Annotated in this window: 11 protein-coding genes and 1 pseudogene; 3 read left to right on the forward strand and 9 right to left on the reverse strand. The window is 58.2% G+C overall.

What is annotated here, in order from left to right; all coding sequences use genetic code 11:
* Positions 1–5 precede the first annotated feature (5 nt).
* The 4 genes from AC07T0_RS06940 to AC07T0_RS06955 all read right to left on the reverse strand — a co-directional run bounded on the left by AC07T0_RS06940 (position 6) and on the right by AC07T0_RS06955 (position 11,175).
* A complete protein-coding gene (locus tag AC07T0_RS06940) occupies positions 6–1,700 on the reverse strand; it encodes a thioester reductase domain-containing protein (protein WP_495000454.1) in 1,695 nt (564 codons plus the stop codon).
* Positions 1,697–9,931 carry an amino acid adenylation domain-containing protein gene (locus tag AC07T0_RS06945; protein WP_495000455.1) on the reverse strand — a complete coding sequence of 2,745 codons (8,235 nt, stop codon included), beginning with the start codon at positions 9,929–9,931 and terminating at the stop codon, positions 1,697–1,699. Before AC07T0_RS06945 ends, AC07T0_RS06940 begins: the two co-directional genes overlap by 4 nt.
* Positions 9,932–10,107: 176 nt before the next feature.
* Positions 10,108–10,725 carry an acyl-homoserine-lactone synthase gene (locus AC07T0_RS06950; RefSeq protein WP_495000456.1) on the reverse strand — a complete coding sequence of 206 codons (618 nt, stop codon included), beginning with the start codon at positions 10,723–10,725 and terminating at the stop codon, positions 10,108–10,110.
* Positions 10,726–10,809: 84 nt separating this feature from the next.
* A complete protein-coding gene (locus AC07T0_RS06955) occupies positions 10,810–11,175 on the reverse strand; it encodes a DUF4902 domain-containing protein (protein ID WP_495000457.1) in 366 nt (121 codons plus the stop codon).
* Between the two features lie 180 nt (positions 11,176–11,355).
* Between AC07T0_RS06955 and AC07T0_RS06960 the strand changes: the two genes are divergently transcribed.
* Entirely contained in the window at positions 11,356–12,069 is a 714-nt protein-coding gene (locus tag AC07T0_RS06960) for a LuxR family transcriptional regulator (protein ID WP_495000458.1), read from the forward strand.
* Positions 12,070–12,155: 86 nt separating this feature from the next.
* Here the strand turns inward: AC07T0_RS06960 and AC07T0_RS06965 are convergent, their stop codons facing one another.
* Entirely contained in the window at positions 12,156–12,647 is a 492-nt protein-coding gene (locus AC07T0_RS06965) for a GNAT family N-acetyltransferase (RefSeq protein WP_495000459.1), read from the reverse strand.
* A 148-nt stretch (positions 12,648–12,795) separates the two neighbouring features.
* Entirely contained in the window at positions 12,796–13,314 is a 519-nt protein-coding gene (locus AC07T0_RS06970; RefSeq protein WP_495000460.1) for an AidA/PixA family protein, read from the reverse strand.
* A 405-nt stretch (positions 13,315–13,719) separates the two neighbouring features.
* On the opposite strand from AC07T0_RS06970, the gene AC07T0_RS06975 reads away from it, so the two are divergent.
* The gene (locus AC07T0_RS06975; protein WP_495000461.1) at positions 13,720–14,394 is read left to right on the forward strand and encodes a hypothetical protein; all 675 of its coding nucleotides are present in this window, start codon (positions 13,720–13,722) and stop codon (positions 14,392–14,394) included.
* Positions 14,395–14,517: 123 nt separating this feature from the next.
* Here the strand turns inward: AC07T0_RS06975 and AC07T0_RS06980 are convergent, their stop codons facing one another.
* Positions 14,518–15,186, reverse strand: a complete 669-nt coding sequence (locus AC07T0_RS06980) for a dihydrofolate reductase family protein (RefSeq protein WP_495000462.1) — start codon at positions 15,184–15,186, stop codon at positions 14,518–14,520.
* A gap of 626 nt (positions 15,187–15,812) precedes the next feature.
* On the opposite strand from AC07T0_RS06980, the pseudogene AC07T0_RS06985 reads away from it, so the two are divergent.
* Positions 15,813–16,061 (forward strand): annotated as a pseudogene (locus AC07T0_RS06985) (integrase core domain-containing protein); the annotation flags it as partial.
* Positions 16,062–16,233: 172 nt separating this feature from the next.
* Here the strand turns inward: AC07T0_RS06985 and AC07T0_RS06990 are convergent.
* Positions 16,234–16,761, reverse strand: a complete 528-nt coding sequence (locus tag AC07T0_RS06990) for an aspartate carbamoyltransferase (RefSeq protein ID WP_495000463.1) — start codon at positions 16,759–16,761, stop codon at positions 16,234–16,236.
* Positions 16,762–16,806: 45 nt separating this feature from the next.
* Positions 16,807–18,567 carry an arsenical pump-driving ATPase gene (arsA, locus tag AC07T0_RS06995; RefSeq protein WP_495000464.1) on the reverse strand — a complete coding sequence of 587 codons (1,761 nt, stop codon included), beginning with the start codon at positions 18,565–18,567 and terminating at the stop codon, positions 16,807–16,809.
* Between the last annotated feature and the right edge of the window lie 344 nt (positions 18,568–18,911).

An 18,911-nucleotide genomic window follows, 5' to 3' on the forward strand; every position in this document is an offset into this window, starting at 1 on the left:
GGGTTTCACAAGGCGGATAGCGTTTTCAGAAAGCCGCTGCGTTGGAAGTAGTCCAGGTAGCTAGCCATCATTGCGCTGTCCAGCGGCTTGCACTGAATCCCGGATCCTGAAAGGGCCGCGTCCAACTGCGAGGTGTCGAAGCTCAAGGCCGCCCCGGTCTGGCCGACATCCGCCGACGGTTCATGTTCGGCAAACAGCATCAGGTACTTGGCCAATTCATTGTCTTCGCCGCGCTCCACCGCGCCGACCACTGCCCGGTACCAGTCCTTGTAGGAGAGTTCCCGCAGGGGGTAGCCACAATCACGGATCATGTCGATCACGTCCTGCCAGTGCAGGCGGCGAGCGCCTGTCAGGTGGAACGTGCGTCCGTGGTGTTGGCCATTGAGCGCGATGTGGGCCACGGCGGCGGCACAGAAGTCGACGGGGACCATCTCCAGGGTGATGTCGAAGGGCAGGGCGGCGTCGGCCTGGATACAGCCTTTGATGACGGCATTGAGAAAGGTATCGCTGGAGGCTGCGCCGCTGCTCTGCGAGCCACAAATCTGGCCGGGTCGATAGATGCAGACCGGCAGGCCACGCTCGCCGGCCTGGGTGACCAGGCGGTCGGCCACCCATTTGGTTTGCTGGTAGCCGCCGAGCACGTGTTCGGGGCTATGCAAGGGGCCTTCGCTGTAGTGATGCTCGCCGCTGAGCACCGGAAATACCGCGAGAGATGAAATGTGGTGAACCGGCTTGGTCCGCGAATGGCAGGCGAAGCGCAGCACTTCCAGTGTGCCCAGTACGTTGACGGGCTTGAGCTGCCAATAGGACTGCGCATAGTTGGAGAGGGCCCCATTATGAATCACCAGATCGACCGACTCTGCCAATGCGTTGTAGCTTACGCGGTCCAGGCCGAACCATGGTCGGCCGATATCGGCGGCAATACCGTGCAGGCGAGGCGCATCGGCGTCACGCCATAAGCCGTATTCGGCCATGTTCTGTCGAATGCGCAGATTGGCTTGCTCGGTATCGGCGGCACGAACCAGCACATCAATGCAGGCTTGCGAACGATCCAGCAACTCGCGTAGCAGAAAGGCCCCGGTGTATCCGGTTCCGCCGGTCAACAGCAGCCTGTTGTAGGGGGTTGCGGGTTGGCCGGGGGTGAACGCTACGGGTACGATATCGACAGGTAGCAGGGCTTCTTCGATCAAGGCCGAAGGGGCCATGCTGCGTTCACCGGAGGCCGATGCGGCAATTCCCGATCGCGAGACATCAAGCATTTGGGCGAGCGCGGACACCGTCGGTTTCTCGAACAGTTGGCGCAAGCTGAGCGAGGTGCCGAAGGCCTCACGCACCCTGGCCATCATTTGCACCGCGCTGAGCGAGTTGCCACCTAAATCGAAAAAACTGTCGGTGATGCCGATTTTGTCGACCCCCAGCAAGTCGCGCCAGATCTGCACCAGTTGGAATTCATCCGCAGTACCTGGCGGCTGATAGACCTGTGCGCCAGCGGCGCGGCCATCATCGGTCAGCTCGAACGCCGGCAGGCGTTTGCGATCCACTTTGCCGTTGGGCAGCTTGGGTAATGCGTCCAGCAGTACGAAACGCGAGGGCAGCATCGCGGCCGGCAGGTGTTGTCGTGCAAACTGACGCAACTGGGTGCGCACGGCCGACTGAGTAATGGACGCGAGGGGGTTGTTTGTACGTGTCGAGGTATTCAAGAGGTTTGCTCCATGGACACGGCCGTGGGCTGAACATCCGTTCGCTCCGTGGGCTGGGTGCGAGGCGTGGGTAGCGAGAAGTGGGCATCGAACAGATCCATCCGCTCTTGCTCGTGCATCAGCAGTCGGACCTCCAGGCCCATGCGTTCAGCCAGACTGGCGATGTCCTCTGGATTGAGCGCGTGCGGATCCTCGACCAGCCACAATTGGCGCTGCAGTTCCCAGGCAATGGTGCTGGACGGCAGGTCGGCCAATAAGCGAAGCAGGGCCAGGGGCTTGACCAGTCGCAGATTGGTGATGCCTGTGATGGTCAATGGCGCCTGGCCGATCCGGGACAGCGACTGTTCCAGCGCGGCCAAGGTCGCTGGCTGCGCGGAGCTGCCCCAGGCACGGCTCATGCCCGGTTCGCGCGGCTGCGGTTTGGCGTGACCGATCAGTGACACGTCATATCTGAACGTGGTCAGTTCGTTGATGGCATGACCGCGCTTAAGCTCGATGCGTGTCTCGCCGAAGGTACCCAACCGATTGGCCAGTTCGATGAAGTGACTTGGCGCCAGGCAGAGCTCGCCTTCCTCCTTGACCTGGCGTGCGATGTTGCTGAGCAGCTCGGCAGCGGTTGTCAGCGGCGCGGCCTTTTCCAACTGGACTGCGGCGTGGAAGGCTTCCAACAGGCCGAGATGGCGTACATCGCCGATAAACACCTGGCCGTGAGGGCGGACAACTCGAGCGGCCTCGGTCATTACTCGTTCCAGGTATTCGCTGCCCGGGAAGTACTGAATGACCGAGTTGATGACCACAGTGTCAGCCGCCCCGGTGATGACCGAAGACAACTCACCCGCGTCGCCATGGATGAGTTCAACCCGACAGTGGGCATGGTCAACCGTCGACAGGCTTTGCCTGGCGGCCGTCAAGGCGGTTTGTGACACATCGATACCCAGGTAGGCCTCTACCGACGGCGCAAGGTTGCGCAGCAGCAAGCCGACTCCGACCCCTACATCAATCAGTGAGCGAGGGTGCAGGTTGCGCACGTGTGCGACGGTGTGATCCAACCACTCTTGCATCTCGTCGATCGGGATGGGGAGCCCGGTGTAACTGCTTGCCCAGCCTGCAAACTCACTCCCTGGAACATGGCTGACGCCGCTCTGTGGATCGGCGTAGGCGCCTTCCCAGATATCGCCCCAGCGAAGCACGTGGTTGTCTTGCGCCAGCGCGTCGGCCGGATTGGCCCGCACGGAGAGATAGGCGATCAGTTCGTAACCGTTAGCGGTTTCAACGGGCACGACCGCCACGGCAGTCACATCCGGATGCCGGGACAGCACACTTTCCACTTCATCCGGTTCAATGCGGTGCCCGAGGATCTTGACCTGACGGTCGATCCGACCGAGCAGCTCCAGGGTGCCGTCCGGCCGCCAACGGGCCCGGTCACCTGTGCGATAAATCTGCCCGCGACCCTGCGGATGGGCAGGGAAACGTTCGGCGGTCAGGTCCGGACGCCCAAGGTAAACTCCGGACACACCTTCGCCTGCGATCCAGAGCTCACCCGCCACGCCGATGGGTAGGCGCTGCATCTGGGCATCCAATATCAACACCTCGGTGTTGGCGATGGGTTTGCCGATCGGGATCAGGCTGCCATGCTGGTTGCGCGGCAACTCGTGTACGGTCGACCAGATGGTGGTTTCGGTAGGGCCGTACATATTGAACAGGCGTGTATGGGGCAGGGCGGTCAACAAACGATCAGCCAGTCCAGCGGGAAATGCTTCCCCTCCCACCAGCACTGCCCGGGTGCTTTCCAGGGCCGCCAGTGCTTGCGGTTCGGCGCAGACCGCGGCAATCAGTGAAGGCGTGCCTTGCACCAGTGTCACCGCATGCCGACGGCACAACTGCGCGAAGCAATGCCTGGCATCGGCCACTTGGGCATCGTGTAATTGCTTGAGCCGACCCAGCGCCGCAATGCCTAGCAGCGCGTCATCGGTGGCAATGCCGAAGTCCACCAGGCACGCCACTTCATCCGCACCGGCACTGGCCAGGGCGCGCAAGGTGGGACTGACCGATTCTGGCGAGCCGAACAGGCCTGATCGGTCGAAATAGCGATCAACCGCCATATCCAGAACCGAGTCGATGTCTTCCTCGGTCATGACTTCGGGGTACTCGACCCCCATGCTGGAAAACAACAGTCGCCACAGCTCGGTGGACGTACGCAGGTATTCTCTGAAGGGCCCGCGGGCTCTGCTGCGGGCCAGTTCGGCGTCTTCGTCGAGGTAAGTGTGCACCATGACCGTCACGTGTCCGGGGCTGGCATGTCCTGCCGCTTTTCGGGCGTTGCGATAGGTGCTGATCTTGCGCGTCAGTTCGTCGATGTCCTGACCCAGAAGGTGGGTCAGCAGGTTCGCGCCGCTGGCCCCCGCGCGCTCGAAGGTTTCCAGAGCACCGGCCGAGGTCAGCCACAGAGGGGGCTCCGACTGCACGGGCCGTGGGAAAATGCGCAAGGCTACACGGTCACCGTTGCCATTGATCCGCTCGACCGACTCGCCGCGCCAGAGACGCTTGAACTCATCGATTTGCTCAAGCATCTGCTGTTTTCGATTGCCATACGCCTGGGGTGCCAAGGCAAAGTCATTGGCATTCCAGCCTGAAGCGAAGGCCAATCCAACCCGCCCCTGTGAGATGTTGTCGACCAGCGACCACTCTTCGGCCATTCGCAGCGTATCGTGCAAGGGCGCCACGATGCTGCCGCAGCGTATGGCGATCCTCTGGGTCACTGCCGCCAGCGCGGCGGACATGACCGAAGGGTTGGGGTAGAGCCCGCCAAACTGGTGAAAGTGCCGTTCCGGTGTCCAAATGGCCTCCAGCCCCATGGCGTCTGCTGCTTTTGCGCCCTCCATCAGCAGGCGATAACCTTCCTGGCGTTGATCATCGGCGGCACCTGCCGAAAAGAAGAACAGGCTCAGCCCAAGCGGGCGGACCGCGGCCTGGGGATCCGGTACCAGGTTCTGGATGATCCGCTCCCCGGCAATAACTACCTTGGCTCCTCGCGCCAGAGGCCACAGCAGCTCCAGTACGGAGATGTCAAAGGACATGCTGGTGAGCGCCAGTACGGTGTCTTGCGCCTTGCAGCCGACACGTTGATCCATGCCTGCAAAAAAGTTGCTGACGTTGCGATGACGAATGACCGTGCCCTTGGGCAAGCCGGTTGAGCCGGACGTGTAGATCACATAGGCCGTGGCTTCGGCTTCCAGCTCCAGGTCGGGACGCTGGCTTGGGCGCTGTAAGATGGCCGTTTTGTCGCGGTCGATCAGTACGCTGTGCTGGACCCGGTCGATAATCTGGCAGCTTCGTTCCGTGATCAGGGCTGCCAGGCCGGAGTCTTCGGCAATGAACGCGAGACGCTGGTAGGGATACTCAGGATCAAGTGGCACATAGGCGCAGCCCGCCTTGAGCACGGCGAGGATGGCCATCACCATGTCGATACCCCGGTAAAGGCTGACGCCTACCAGGCTGCCTGGCTTGAGCCCACCTGCAATGAGATGGTGAGCCAGGCGATTGGCTTGCGCATCGAGTGCCAGGTAGCTGATTTCGCTATCGCGGTGGGCCAGTGCGATGGCATCAGGTGTGAGGTCCACCTGGCGCTCGAACAGGCTGTGCACGGTAGCGCTTGCGTCGAAGTCGACAACCGTCTGATTCCAGCCGTCGAGGGTGGCGTATTCCGCCGGCTCCATCAGTACCAGCTCAGTGATGCGGCGGTCACCCTGTTGCACCAAAGCGCTCAGTGCTTTGGCGTAATAACCGGCAAGCCGGTTGCAGAACGCCTCATCCAGGCTACTCAGGTCGCAGTCCAGCCAGGCCCGCAGATGACCTTCGACCGGATCAATCAGGAAGTTCACTGCCAACGGGTAGTTGGTCTCTGCCACGCCGATGCCGTGACGAATCAGTACCCCGTTTGCGTCCCGGCGTTTCCATAGGCTGTGAAAATCAATGAAGTTGACATAGCTATCCAGCTGCAGGCCGTCGGCCAGTTGTTGTATTTCGGTAAAGGGAAAGCGCCTGTAGGGGGCGGCATCGCGTTCGAAAGCGAAGGCGCGCTGCGCCAACGAGAGCAGGCTTTGCTCTCGGGTATCGACGCTCAGTGGCAGCGTATTGAGGAACACCCCCAGTACGGCATCCCCACCATCCTCTTCCAACCGGGCATTGACCACCATCCCGGTAACCACCTGCTCGGTGTTGCCCACCAGGCGTTGTACCGCCAAGTGCGCCGCCGCCAGCAAGCTTTTCAAGGGCAGAGCTTGTGCACGCGCCAATTGCTGCAACTGGCCCAGCAGTGCAGGCGCCACGCTGACTTCGAACGCCTGGTGTCGAGTGGCGTTCTTGCCCAAGGGCTTGTCACTGGCACGTGGCAAGCGGGTGGGATCGCTGCCTGCCACGCTCCTGCGCCAGAAGTCACGTGCCGACTCGTCAAGCAAGGCTTCGCGCTCGGCCGCCACGAAGTCGCGGTAGGACGAGGGTAGTTGAGGCAGCCACAGGTCCTGACCTGCCAGTGCCGCGGCATATCGTTCGACAATTTCCTCAAGCATCGCCGCATCGCTCCATCCGTCGAGGATGACGTGGTGCTCGATCACCGACAGTTGGAAGGCATTGGGCTCGCGCAGGTGAACGGTGAAGGCCATCAACGAGGCGTTGGAAAGTTCGAAGTGATGGTGTTTGGCTTTATCGACCCAGGCTGCCAGGTGCCTGTCGATGGCCGCCGCAGACTGCCCCAGCAGGGTATCGATCACTTCAAGTGGCGCTGTGGCGTGCTCCTGCACCAACTGCAACGGTTCGCTGAACGTTGAAAGGTCGAAGCGCGTTCGGAGTACCGGATGCCTTTGCACGGTGGCGTCGATGGCGTTGCGCAGCAGCACTTGATCAAGGCGGGTCGCGATATGCAGGCTGGTCACCACGCGGTAGACCGAGCTGTCGCTGGCCAGTTCCGCGTGGTAAATCATCCCGCCTTGCATCGCCGACAAGGGATAAGCGTCCACCAGGCCGGAAGGCAGTCGCGAGCGATCCTGCGGGCGCAACAGATCGAAAGGTTGGGCACGGGTGAGCGGTGTTTCCTTGTTGAACGGCCGCAAGCGTGTGGCCAGTTGGCGCAGGGTCGGGAAGTTGAAAACGTCTTGGACGTTGAAGCTGTAACCTTGCTGCTCGGCCAGTGAACGGGCGCGAATGGCGAGCATTGAGTCGCCCCCCAGCGCAAAGAATGACAGCTCGGGATCGGGCGAGTCGATGCCCAGCAGGCTTTGCCAGATAGCGCCAAGCAGGTGCTCCTCGGGCGTCTCGAGGGGCAACGCGGCGCGGACTTGCTCGATCAGCGGTGCCGGCAACGCGCTACGGTCAAGCTTGCCATTGCGCGAAAGGGGCAATGCGTCGAGGAACACAAAATGCTGCGTAACCATGTACTCAGGCAGGCTGAGTGACAGGTGCTCGACCAGTTCTTTCGTCGACGGGGGCTCACCGGCGGTATTTACGATATAGGCCACCAGGCGGGGCTCTCCCCGCGGCGGCTGCCAGGCTGTGACGGCGGCCACTGCGACGCGGGGATGACTCATCAAGACGCTTTCAATTTCCCCGGGCTCGATACGAAATCCGCGGATCTTGACCTGGTCATCCAGGCGGCCAAGGAATTCGATGGCGCCATCTCGACGATAGCGCGCCAAGTCACCGGTGCGGTAGATCTGGCCCTGACCGCTGGCATCGGGCAAGAAACGCATGGCGTTCATTTCCGGCCTGTTGATGTAGCCCAAGGCAACCTGTACGCCAGCGATATACAGTTCGCCCACCGTTCCGATCGGCACTGGACACCTGGCTTCATCAAGGATATGCAACTGGGTATTGGCAACGGGGTAGCCAATCGGTACCGAGCCCTGCGTATCGGCGGCGGAGCAGGTCCAATGGGTAACGTCGATGGACGCCTCAGTGGGACCGTACAGGTTGTGCAAGGCGATTTCGGTCGATGGCGTGAAGGTGTCGAAGAAGGCTTTCACGGTGCCGGCGCGCAACGCCTCGCCGCTGCAAAACACACGACGTAACGGACTTGCATCTGACAAGTCGGGCTCTTCGAGAAAGAGATCAAGCATGGAGGGCACGAAGTGAAGGGTGGTCACCCTGTGGTCACGGATCAGTTGGGCAATGTGACGCGGGTCCCGGTGGGCCCCCGGCTCGGCCAGGACCAGTTGGCAGCCGAACAGCAGCGGCCAGAAAAACTCCCATACCGAGACATCAAAGGTGAAGGGGGTTTTTTGCAGTACGCAATCGTCGGCTTGAAGCGAGTACTGTTCTTGCATCCAAAGAATGCGATTCACCACCCCTTGATGGGGGACCGCGACACCTTTGGGTTGCCCGGTCGACCCCGATGTGTAGATCACATAGGCGGCTTGTTCCGGTCGAGTGACGTGCTTCAAGGGGGCGTTCGGATGGGGCAAGTCAGGCAACGTTCGATCCACGCACAGGATCGTGCAGTCACTGCCCTGCAGTCCCGCGAGGGTGCTGCTCAGGGTGCTGCGGGTCAGGACCATGACCAATTGCGCGTCCGCGATCTGAAAGGCCAGACGCTCGGTTGGCAGTTCCGGATCGAGTGGGACGTAAGCAGCACCGGTTTTAAGCACGGCGAACAGGGAAATCACCATCTCCAGCGAACGAACGTCGCAGACCCCCACGCGCTGTCCGGGCTGCACGCCCAAGGCGACCAGATGAGCGGCCAAACGGTTGATGGCGCTTTGCAACTCGCTATAGGTGAGCGTCCCGGCAGGCGCTGTGACCGCGATGCGATCAGGCGTTCGCCGCGCTTGTTCGTCCCAGAGTTCATCAAGGCTACGAGTCAGGTCGTAGGGACGTTCAGTCGCATTCCACTTCGCCAACAGGCTGTGTTCAGCGGGTAACAGGCCATCGATCGCATGGACGGGCAGGTCGGGTTCCGCCTCCAGGAGCGCGTTCAATACTTGCAGAAAACGATCCTGGTGCGCTTTCAGGTCGATTTGGCTATGGCGCTCTGGATTGGCGTCGAAAAACAGTTGTAGCCCGCTGCCATCGGCTCGCCCATAACAGCCGATCAGCAGATCCTCCACCGGGCCGGTCGACAGGTAATGCGGCACCGTCACGCAGTCACCAAAGCGAACGTCCTGGTCAAACGAAATGACGTTGATCACCGGTCCGCTCAGTCGAGTGCGCGCACCGCCACGCTGTTGATCCCGGTGAAGGGCTTCGCCACGATAACGCTGGTGGGCCAGAACGAAGCCGAGGTTACGTGTGACGTCGTGAACCAGGTCCTTGAAGGACGAATGGGCGGTCACGTTCAGGCGCAGTGGCAGTTCATTGGCCAGCATGCTGGGTGTTGAGCGCGCCGCGGCGTTCAACCGGGCTGAAACCGGCAGCGTGAGCAGCAGGTCATTGCTGCTGCTCAGCTTGCGGATATAGATCGCTATGGCCGCAATGATCAGCACCGACCAGCGTGTCCCGATGGACTTGGCCCGGGCTTGCAAGCCTGCTTCCAGCAGCGCTGGCAGTGGCGTACTCAGACGGCGCATGCCGCGGTTGGAAAGTGTGACGCTCTCGGACAGTTGCAGGGGGGCCGGCGGTTGCTGCAGTTTGTCCAGCCACGCCTGTCGATCTTCTTCATGCTTGGCGCTCGCCTCATATTGGGCTTCGTCTGCAAGGATCACGGACAAGGGGCAGGCGTTGGAAACGGGGCATTCCTTTTGTGCCGACAATGCACTGTATATTTCGCCGATCCGCCGCCAATAGAGCGTCTGGCCGTAGCCATCCATCAGGATATGGTGATAGCGCAGGTAAAAGAATGAGCGCTCGGGCCCCAGCTTGAACAGCGCATGCAAGTGCAGTTGCGAGTGAGTGAGGTCCTGGGCAGTGCCCAGGTCTCGCTTCATCCAGGACTGGGCCGCTTGCTGAGCGTCGGCCTGTTCGCTCAGGTCAATCACCGTCAGTGGCTGAGTGCCGTGTGGTTCGATGACCTGCCAGGGCTCACCCTGTTCCTCAACGAATCGTACCCGTAGCGCTTCTGTCTCCTGTAAGGCAAGGGCGATTGCCTGCTGAAAAAGCTCAACATCAACAGGACCCACAATCTCAAGGTACCCTGCACAGTTATAGCGAGGGTTACTCGGGTCTATGCGCTGTGCTACCCACACCCCGCGCTGGGCAGTGGATAAAGGGAGGGGGGTCACAAGCGGGTGATGATGACTATTCATTCTTCAAAGGCTTCCTGCGCGGTTTAAGTCGATATCGTCAACACTGAAAAAAGGCGAATTTGTGATCTCTAGTTGTTGACTTGAACAGCTTGATAGACGGCCAGCTGGGACGTTGCGATATGACCAGGAACGAGTCTGTGGCGTGCGACAAACGAAATACGTACTTTCAGTGAACGCTATGAGTTTGTTTTAATCGGGGGCGTGGTGGGGTGGCAGGTTATATTGAGCGCGCTTTTCGTTTGCTCATCAATTTCAATCCAGAATGCCAGTACTGGTTTGCCATCGATCAATTGCGGTGTCGACACCCGGTGAACGCTGACACCCATGCGTCGCAAGAGGCGTTCGTTGCCCACTGCGGAGAAGGCGATTAAACGTGTGGCCCCGAGTTGGATGGCTGCTGAGACAGTTTCCGCCACCAGGGTGCAAGTGTTTCTCCAGGATTGGAGTGTATTGCTGTTGGGTTCGTTAAGCGCTGTTGCGGAAAAACGAGAGAGCTCCCAGGTATCCGCGGCGTGTGGCAGGGGAATGTCTCCCATTAGTTCGGGGAACACTTCGCTGAGCAGGTAAGGGCGCGTCGTCGGCAGTAGGCGGGCGCACCCGCAAATATCACCCTGTTGATTCTTTGCAACAACGTAAACAGTGTCGGTTCGATCAAACTGGTCCACTTCCTCTCCATTTTTCGAGGGGAGCGGCCAACCTAGTTTTTCGAGGAAGATCTTATGGCGATATGATGCCAGTGCCATCTCTACGCGAGAGCCTAGCTCCGTGGCTGTACCGGTTATGGTCTGTAGCATGCGACTCTCGGACGGTTGAAAGTGAACCCTTAGTTAGTCACAAGAGGTTGATCAGGATAAGCTGCCCTTTTGGGCAGGGTGCGTTCAGCAGGGCTGAGGGACGCCACCTTGCCAGGGTTGGCTGTGGAGCCAGGAAGCGAGCAGTTCTTCAGTCAATTTGGCGCCCAGATCATAGCCGTTGGGGGTGCGCAACATGACGTTGGAGCTGATGCCGCCGGGGGCTAATACGGGAGCGGCGGTATTGGCGTGCCGCAGCCACCCCCAGCCTAGACTGACCCGTGGTATCGTGCGGTCCCCGGCCCACTCGCAGTACCCGGCCGATTCGACGCTGACACCCAGGCCTCGAAGTTCTTCCAGCAATGAGGGGTCAGGCCAGGCAATATCCTGCTTCAGCGACAGGGTGCAGAAATCGCTGAATGTCATGCGAATGTATCCGTCTGGAGTCAGCATAGTCGTTCTCGATTGATATCTATAGGTTGCGAAATGATCGCACTACTCACAAGGATGGGAGCTAAGTGATGAACCATCAAGTTTTTTGGTGCAGTGGAAGGGGGACAATGGAGAATCCTACGCACTGTGTCACGAGTCTGGAATGGCACTTTCGTACCAATATGTAACAGGATGAGAATTTTGGACGAGTTTCGCGAAAGGATTTTTAGCTTGTGTACGGAATCAAAATCGGAACTTATACTGTTTGAAGGATTGAAACAGATAGCCTCTGATTTGGGGTTTGAACATTGCTCCTATGGGATGCGCATACCTATTCCCATAACCGATCCTGGTTTTTATCTCTTGTCGAACTTTCCGAAAGCTTGGGAAGAGAAGTACGTCGGCAATAATTACTTTGCAATCGATCCAACGGTGCGGCACGGTTTGCGAAGTAGCACGCCGCTGATCTGGTCCGCGACCAACCCCATTGGCCAGCCTGAGTTTTGGGAGGAGGCGCAACAGGCGGGGTTATGTAACGGTTGGTGCATGCCGGTACATGGCGGTTTTGGTTCGGTCGGCTTGCTGTCCTTGATGCGCTCTGCCGATCGGTTGAGCGAAAAGGAAATGCTGTCGAATGAAGAAAAAATGATGTGGGTGGCGATGAATGTGCATTCCGCAATGGCCCACTTGATCACCCCCAAGTGGGTGCCCGAAGCCACTCAAGAACTGACCTCGCGTGAGCAGGAAGTGCTGAAGTGGACGGCTATCGGGAAAACCTACAGCGAGATTGGTTGTGTCCTGTCGATTGATGCGCGCACCGTAAAGTTTCATCTGGTCAATACGATGCGTAAGTTGAATGCGGCCAACAAGACCGAGGCAGCGGTTAAGGCTTATATCCTTGGGTTGCTTCATTGAGGGCTTGCTGAAAGGTCCCGGCAACGGGGAAGGTGCCCGTTGCTCAACCTCCTCGTAACGAGGCCCCGTATGGGGCTCTGCGCAGCTTAGAGCTCCATGACCATCTCATGCCAAACCATGCCGCCGTGGTCGGAAGGCGAGGGCTGAACGTAGCGATAGCCCATGCGCTGATACAGCGCCACGTGCTGTTCCTTGCACATCAAGTGGATGGTCTTCTTGTCCAGCGCCTTCATGCGTTGGATGAACTCGCGCATCATCAGCGTGGAATGGCCTTGACCCTGCCGTGCGGGATCGACCACCACCGACATGATCACGACATTCGGTGCCTCGGCGGAGTGCCCCAGCAGTTCCTTGAAGGCCTCATCGGACATCACCACCTGATGAGCACAGCCACTGTTGATGAAGCCGATGACCTCACCGGCATCCTCCAGAATCAGAAACCCCCGGGGGTATTGGGCGATGCGCGTTGAAATCTTTTCCAGGGTTGCGGCCTCGTCGCCTTCATATGCGCAAGACTCGATTTGATAGCAGCGCGAAGCGTCTGACGGCGCGGCATTCCGAAAACTGAGGGTGGACATTGCAGTTCCTGATCGTTGGGTGGGGCTTGATGGAGGCGCCAGGCATTATAAAGCAGCTCCAGCGGCCAGTCCCGGTCGGCGCCATCGTCGAAGGCGAATGGCATACCAGCCGGGACTGTACGCAACATCCCAACGGTTCAGCTAGCGATCAATTGACGGTGATGTAGGGGTCCCAAGTGTAGTTTGGGCCGATCTGGTTCAGGTTACGGTCCAGCAGGACTAATGTGACGGTGTACCAGAGTTTCCCGCCGTTTTCGGCAGTGGCCTGCCAGAAGGTGTAGGTCACATCGGTCTTGGCGATGCCGTGGGGGGCGTTTTTGTCCAGATAGGGCACCGGGATACCCGGGATATTGTAGTGGATAGGGGTCGACATGGAGCCCGGATAGTCACCGCCCTGGTGGGGGTTGCCTTGTTGGACGTTGACGATCAGGGCGACGCGGTCGAAGTTGCGCGACAGGGTGGTGGCACGCCAGCGGATGTTGTCGCCGGGATGGACGTCGATCCACAGCTCGTCGCCGCCGTCGGCGGTGTTGCCGCTGGCATGGCTGTCGACTTTATCGCGGCTGACCAGCATGGCGATTGCGCCGCCTACATTGCCAGGGTTGTTGATCAGGTAATCGGCATCAACGGTGACAAGCACGTCAATGGTTTGGGTCGCTCCAGACATTTTGTTGCTCCTTGAGGTTGGCAGTGATGACCGCGCCCTAAAAGGGCGTCCGGGCCACCCGGTCCCTGGGTGCGGTCATTGGGGAGCGTAGATGACGGCTTTGGGGTGTCAAGCGCATCCTCGAAAGCGGCAGGACGGGCGAGTCCCCTGGTGTATCGGAACCTGTTCTCTGACGCGCTATCGCGGTCAACAAAGCGCCATTTACCAACGATGTAGTCGAAGGCTGTTTGGGTCAGCGAAACTCACTGCCTGGCTCTCTGGTGCTAGCGAAGCCAGAAAAAAACCGCATAGCGAGTCCGTGCGTTTGAAGCTAGAATTTGTCAAGCGGGGTTAATTTTATGAGAGCTTCATAAGTTTTTTATAAATGAAAGTTCATTATGGCCGGCACTTTGAAAGGGGAACCTGATGCGCGAAGGTAACAAGACAAAGAAATGGAATCCGTCTATGACGGAGGTGCATAATCAAGGCCATATTGCTCACAATCCCCATATGCCGAAAAATCTATACGTGCAGTGGCGTAATGCTGAAAACCAGAAACGGATGTTAAAAGAAACAAGAGATGAGCTGCAAGATTTCTGGGTGGGGAATAAGCTATTTAATTCATCTAATTTTGATAAAATGCTTAAGGTCTCCGGCGTCTGCGTGCCTAATACGTATTATCGGAAAATATCCCAGGCTGAATGGAATGCTATTAATGGCGCTCCTAACCCATTTAAGCCAGTATTTGACTACCATAATACAGTTAACTATCGCTACTGGATCTCATCCTCTCTGGGTAAAGTGCGCGAGTTTGGCAATGAAAACTCCACGGATGACGGCGGCATCATCATAAAGCTGGTGTTTTCAGCTGATATAAGACGGCCGGTGGACTTTGTGTTAAAAGCTCACCAAGAGGCGGGTGTTCAAGGTAATCCGCAAGTCATTGCTCTGCATCGCGAGGGCTTTGCACAAATTGGCAATATTGATAAAGACAGTCAGATCACCGAAATCCGTAATCGAGGGTTAGATCATAATCTTGGTTTCACCAGTGCCCAACTTAATTATTTGAAAGCAACGCTTGTTGGATTCAGTAAAATGTAGTGAAAACGGGATAGATTTATATTGTTTCGTGCTCGCTTTCGGCCATGAAGGGGCATTCGCCGGTATTGTCAACCGGACGTTCAGACGTCGGCTCCGCCCAGCAAACGGCTATTCGATCGGTTGTCAGCCGTCATTGTGCCCTTGGCGCCGGAGTACAACATGGGTGGCTTTCTCCGACGCAACGAACTGAACGCATTCGTATCCTAGAGCGCGCACGTCAATCCCCTCGAACAGTCGCTCTCCCTCGCCCAGCAGGACCGGCGAAATAGCGATGTGCAGCTCATCGATGAGGCCCATACGCAGATATTGCTGGATGGTGTCGGGTCCGCCGCCAATTCGCACATCCATTCCGTTGGCTGCATCGCGGGCCCGATCAAGCGCTTCGTGAATACCACCCGTGACGAAGTAGAACGTGGTTCCGCCTTCCATCTGGAGGGGCGGGCGGGGGTGATGAGTCAGGATGAAAGTTGGTACGTGATAGGGTGGGTTGTCCCCCCACCAGCCTTTCCAGTTCATGTCGGGCCAGGAACCGCGAATCGGTCCGAACATGTTTCTTCCGAGAATCCAGGCACCCACATTCTCGAAGCCCCGCGCAGCGAAATCGTCATCGATCCCCGTTGTGCCGCCGTCGGCACCAAATAGGATTCGTTGGAACGTGCGTGTCGGGATTAACCACTGGTGCAAATCTGCCCCGCCCACGCCGAGCGGATGATTCAAGTCCTGATTCGGACCCGCTCCGTATCCGTCAAGCGAGATAGTAAAACCCTCAACTCGGATGCGTGTCATTTTCATGCCTTCCTTTCGATTGACGCCTGACTATCTATTTCGACAACCATTCAGCTGTATAACTCCGGCTGCTTTTGTATAACAGTCCGCAGGAAAATTCACGGAGAACGGCCCTCGGCCTGGTTTTGCATGAATCTCCCGCCATTTTGCACCCTACTGAATTGGGATGAAAAGCAGCAGGCCGCCGCAATATGTGTCAACACCGGTGTCGTGATCAACAAAGCTTGTGGCGCGTAGATAAACGTAGGTAGCGCACGGCGCGATTTGCGGATTTTCGTGCGCGGCTGCCGCACCGCGTCACGAATTTTCCTTGCCGCCAATCGGTGTCGAACGCAGGCATAGCCGCCTGGTGATCCCGTTTTATGTACGTACCAAAGCCTTGTTATGCGAATAGATCCGCCAACATTGCGCAGCAAGTCCCATGATGAAGAGGCCTAACCAAACCGCTAGTGTGGTCAGCACTTCAGACGCCATCGGATGATCGGCCAGCGGATGCGAGATCGGCAATCGGGTCAGGGTTTCATTGGTGCCGGGCACGAGTGACAGCAGGAAACTGAACGACAGACCGAATGTGCTCAAATACGGGCGGGCTCGCCCCAGATGTCGTAGAGGGCGATGGCGTCCTTGATAAGTTTGTCGGCCAGATCGGCTTGCAGCCGGTGACCACGCCGGTACGCACTCCGCAAAGCAACGGTATGGCGGAGAGTTTCGTGAAGACGATCAAACAAGATTACGTGGCACACATGCAGAAGCCAGATCGAGAAACAGAACTGCGCAATCTGACGATTGCCTTCGAGCATTACAACGAGCAGTATCCGCACAGCGCGCTGGAATATAGGTCGCCGAGAGAATTTAGGCGCTTGGCAGCGGTATCAATTTAACGGGGAGTTGGTGCCCGGTCTGGTAAGGGCAAGTCCAGCAAATAGAAATTGACCCGTCGAAATAGCTTTGTACTGTCCGGTGCGTCAGCGCCCAGCGGTTCAAAAGGCGCTCCAGGAAGAAGGATTGGATTGATGTCGAGCTGCGAGGAGGCGTTGCTGAACACTTAATCGTTCACTTGTTCATCATATCGCCATGATGTGCGTCTCCTTCCATCGCGTCCTTGCCATGGTCGGAAAGCTGGGCGTCAAACCACTTGTGAAGCGCCGCGATCAAGGCGGGATCTGAGGCCTTGAAGACCAATTCGGCGCCACCTTCGATGTCATTGTAGTTAATCGCAATCTGCCCAGGCTTGGCGGCTTTCAGGTCCGCCAGGCCAGGCATGTCTTGGCCATGGACATGCGCTGGACCTGAAAAATCTCCCTTGAGAAATCGCTGCTGAATGTCTTGAAGGTGCTGGCGAATCAACTGCACTTGGGTCGCATCTTCAGGTTTTTTGGCGACGACCTGTTGAATTCCGCCTCCAGCAGTCTTGGTGAAGATATGGGTTGTCGCTGCGAGGCTGAACGGCATTACATCCTTACCGTGACCCGACACCTCTGCTTGTCGTTGCGCGTCGGCGTTCGAAGGATCCAGGGGCTGAGCCTGAAGGCTTGTAGCAAGCGCCGAGAGAGCGATTGAGACGATGACAGTTTTTAGCACGGTCTTTCTCCAGTACAGACAGGGCGTGGAGCCAACGCTGGCGTATCAATCCAGCAGGTGCTTTAGCGCAGCGACGCCAACAGGCGGCTTCGCTGTCCAGGGCACCACAATGACAACATGGCTGGTTTGGTCGGCTACTCGTGTCATCTGTTTTTGCTCGCTATCCAGGCGCGCTCGCAGCAGCGGGTCGGTGGTGTCTGTGGCCAATAGCGACTTATTGACCACCCATGCAAACGGTTCGATGCTGGCCCTGCGCAAGTCATCTTGCAGCGCTGCCGCCTGAGATACTGGCGTGGCTTCGGGCAGCGTCACGAGGAGGATTTTGGTGTAGTCCGCATCTTGCAGGCGCATTAATGGCGTGACGATGTGGTCGGAGGCATGGCTTTTGAATTCCCTAACCATCTGACGGTGATAGGCGCCTGTGGCATCCATCAATAGCAGCGAATGACCCGTGGGAGCGGTGTCCAGCACCACGAACGAGGTTCTGGCCTGAGAAACCACGCGGGAGAAAGCGTGGAAGACGGCGACCTCTTCGGTGCAGGGCGAGCGCAGATCCTCAATGAGCAAGGCTATTTCATCTTCCGTCAGGGTCGAAGCGCGGGAAGCTACGATCTTGTCGACGTATTTTTGGGTTTCGACCTTAGGGTCGATGCGGCCGACGCTGATCCCTTGAACATCGGCGTTGAGGGTCATCGTCAGATGCGCCGCAGGATCCGTCGTGCTCAGATGCACGGACTTGCCGTGCTGCGCCAAGCCAAGCGCGATAGCGGCGGCAATGGTTGTTTTGCCAACCCCCCCTTTGCCCATGACCATGATCAACCCGCGTTCGTCATTCGCAAGCTCGGCAACCAGTTCCGAGAGTTTGTGATGTTCGAGGCGTGAGGGCTCGTGGGTTAAAGTGCTTATTGGCCGAGTAAACTCCGGGGCAAGCAGTCCGCGTAGTGCCGGCAAGCCAACGGAATCCACAGCCTTGAGCGGAATGTAGTCGACTGCAAGCTGGCGCAGCGAAGCTGGCATCTCGTCGAGCGCCTGCTGGCCGATGGCTTCGATGGCTGCTGCGATCGGGTCATTCAAGTCGCTGCGTTTGAATACAGCGTTCACCACTAGACGTTGGTTTTCCAGACCCAATTCGCGAAGCTCGTCAGATGATCGCGCGGCCTCAGCGAGCGCGCCTTTGTCCGGTCGAGCCACTAGCACGACGGTGGTCAGGGCTGGATTGTTGAGCGCCGTCAACGCCTGATTGAAAAGCTGCTCCTGCATTTTTAACCCCGAGTGCGGCCCCAGGCATGACGCACCACGATCATTGCCTTCCAGAAATCCGCTCCACGCTTTTGGCAGGCTCAACAGTCTGAGCGTGTGCCCCGTGGGCGCGGTATCGAACACGACATGATCATAGGCCGCACCGCCCTCTGACAGGAGGTGGGAGAACTCATCGAAGGTTGCGATTTCGGTCGTGCATGCCCCCGAGAGTTGCTCGCGCACCAGAGCAATATCTTGATCGCTGGCCTGGGAGCCCATTTGCTCGACTACCCGGGCTCGGTAGTCGATGGCTGCGGTCCCGGGATCGATGTTGAGCACGAACATTCCAGGCACATCCGGCACAGCTACAGGCTGATTGCTCAGCTCGACACCAAGCATCTCATCAAGGTTCGAGGCGGCGTCTGTGCTAACCAGCAGTACTTTCTTGTCTGCATCAGCCAAGGCGATGGATACCGCGGTGGAGACCGACGTTTTGCCAACCCCGCCCTTGCCAGTGAAGAACATATATTGGGTGGGCTGATCGAGCAGTTTGATGGTGGATTGCATGGCACGCTAGCCTCCCTGCGGAGCACAACTGAGGCCCAGAGTTTAGACCGATGTTCAGCACCCTCAACTTTCGAATGTATGTAGTGGTCAACTAATCCCGGACACACCGTTAAGTTTTTCTCAGCCAGAGCGGGTGCCAGCCCATCGTTGAATTGGTGCTGCCGGGATTAGTTGAGCACTACAAGAGGATTCTTTGAGTTTCGTCAACAAAGGATGTAATGCCCCAGGAGACAGTGTCTGCATTACACGCCCGCAGGCCGCTGAATATGACCAGACGCAATGGACGTGATGCGCGTTGCAGCGCTTGAACGACGAAACGCTCGACTGAACGTGTAAATGGCCAG

The organism is Pseudomonas sp. GW821-FHT04D07 (genome assembly GCF_059420225.1).

What these genes read in the sequence shown, in the direction of transcription:
- AC07T0_RS06945 (WP_495000455.1), bottom strand. Translation starts at nt 9,931, where the DNA reads ATGAATAGTCATCATCACCCGCTTGTGACCCCCCTCCCTTTATCCACT.
- AC07T0_RS06950 (WP_495000456.1), bottom strand. Translation starts at nt 10,725, where the DNA reads ATGCTACAGACCATAACCGGTACAGCCACGGAGCTAGGCTCTCGCGTA.
- AC07T0_RS06955 (WP_495000457.1), bottom strand. Translation starts at nt 11,175, where the DNA reads ATGCTGACTCCAGACGGATACATTCGCATGACATTCAGCGATTTCTGC.
- AC07T0_RS06965 (WP_495000459.1), bottom strand. Translation starts at nt 12,647, where the DNA reads ATGTCCACCCTCAGTTTTCGGAATGCCGCGCCGTCAGACGCTTCGCGC.
- AC07T0_RS06970 (WP_495000460.1), bottom strand. Translation starts at nt 13,314, where the DNA reads ATGTCTGGAGCGACCCAAACCATTGACGTGCTTGTCACCGTTGATGCC.
- AC07T0_RS06975 (WP_495000461.1), top strand. Translation starts at nt 13,720, where the DNA reads ATGCGCGAAGGTAACAAGACAAAGAAATGGAATCCGTCTATGACGGAG.
- AC07T0_RS06980 (WP_495000462.1), bottom strand. Translation starts at nt 15,186, where the DNA reads ATGAAAATGACACGCATCCGAGTTGAGGGTTTTACTATCTCGCTTGAC.
- arsA (WP_495000464.1), bottom strand. Translation starts at nt 18,567, where the DNA reads ATGCAATCCACCATCAAACTGCTCGATCAGCCCACCCAATATATGTTC.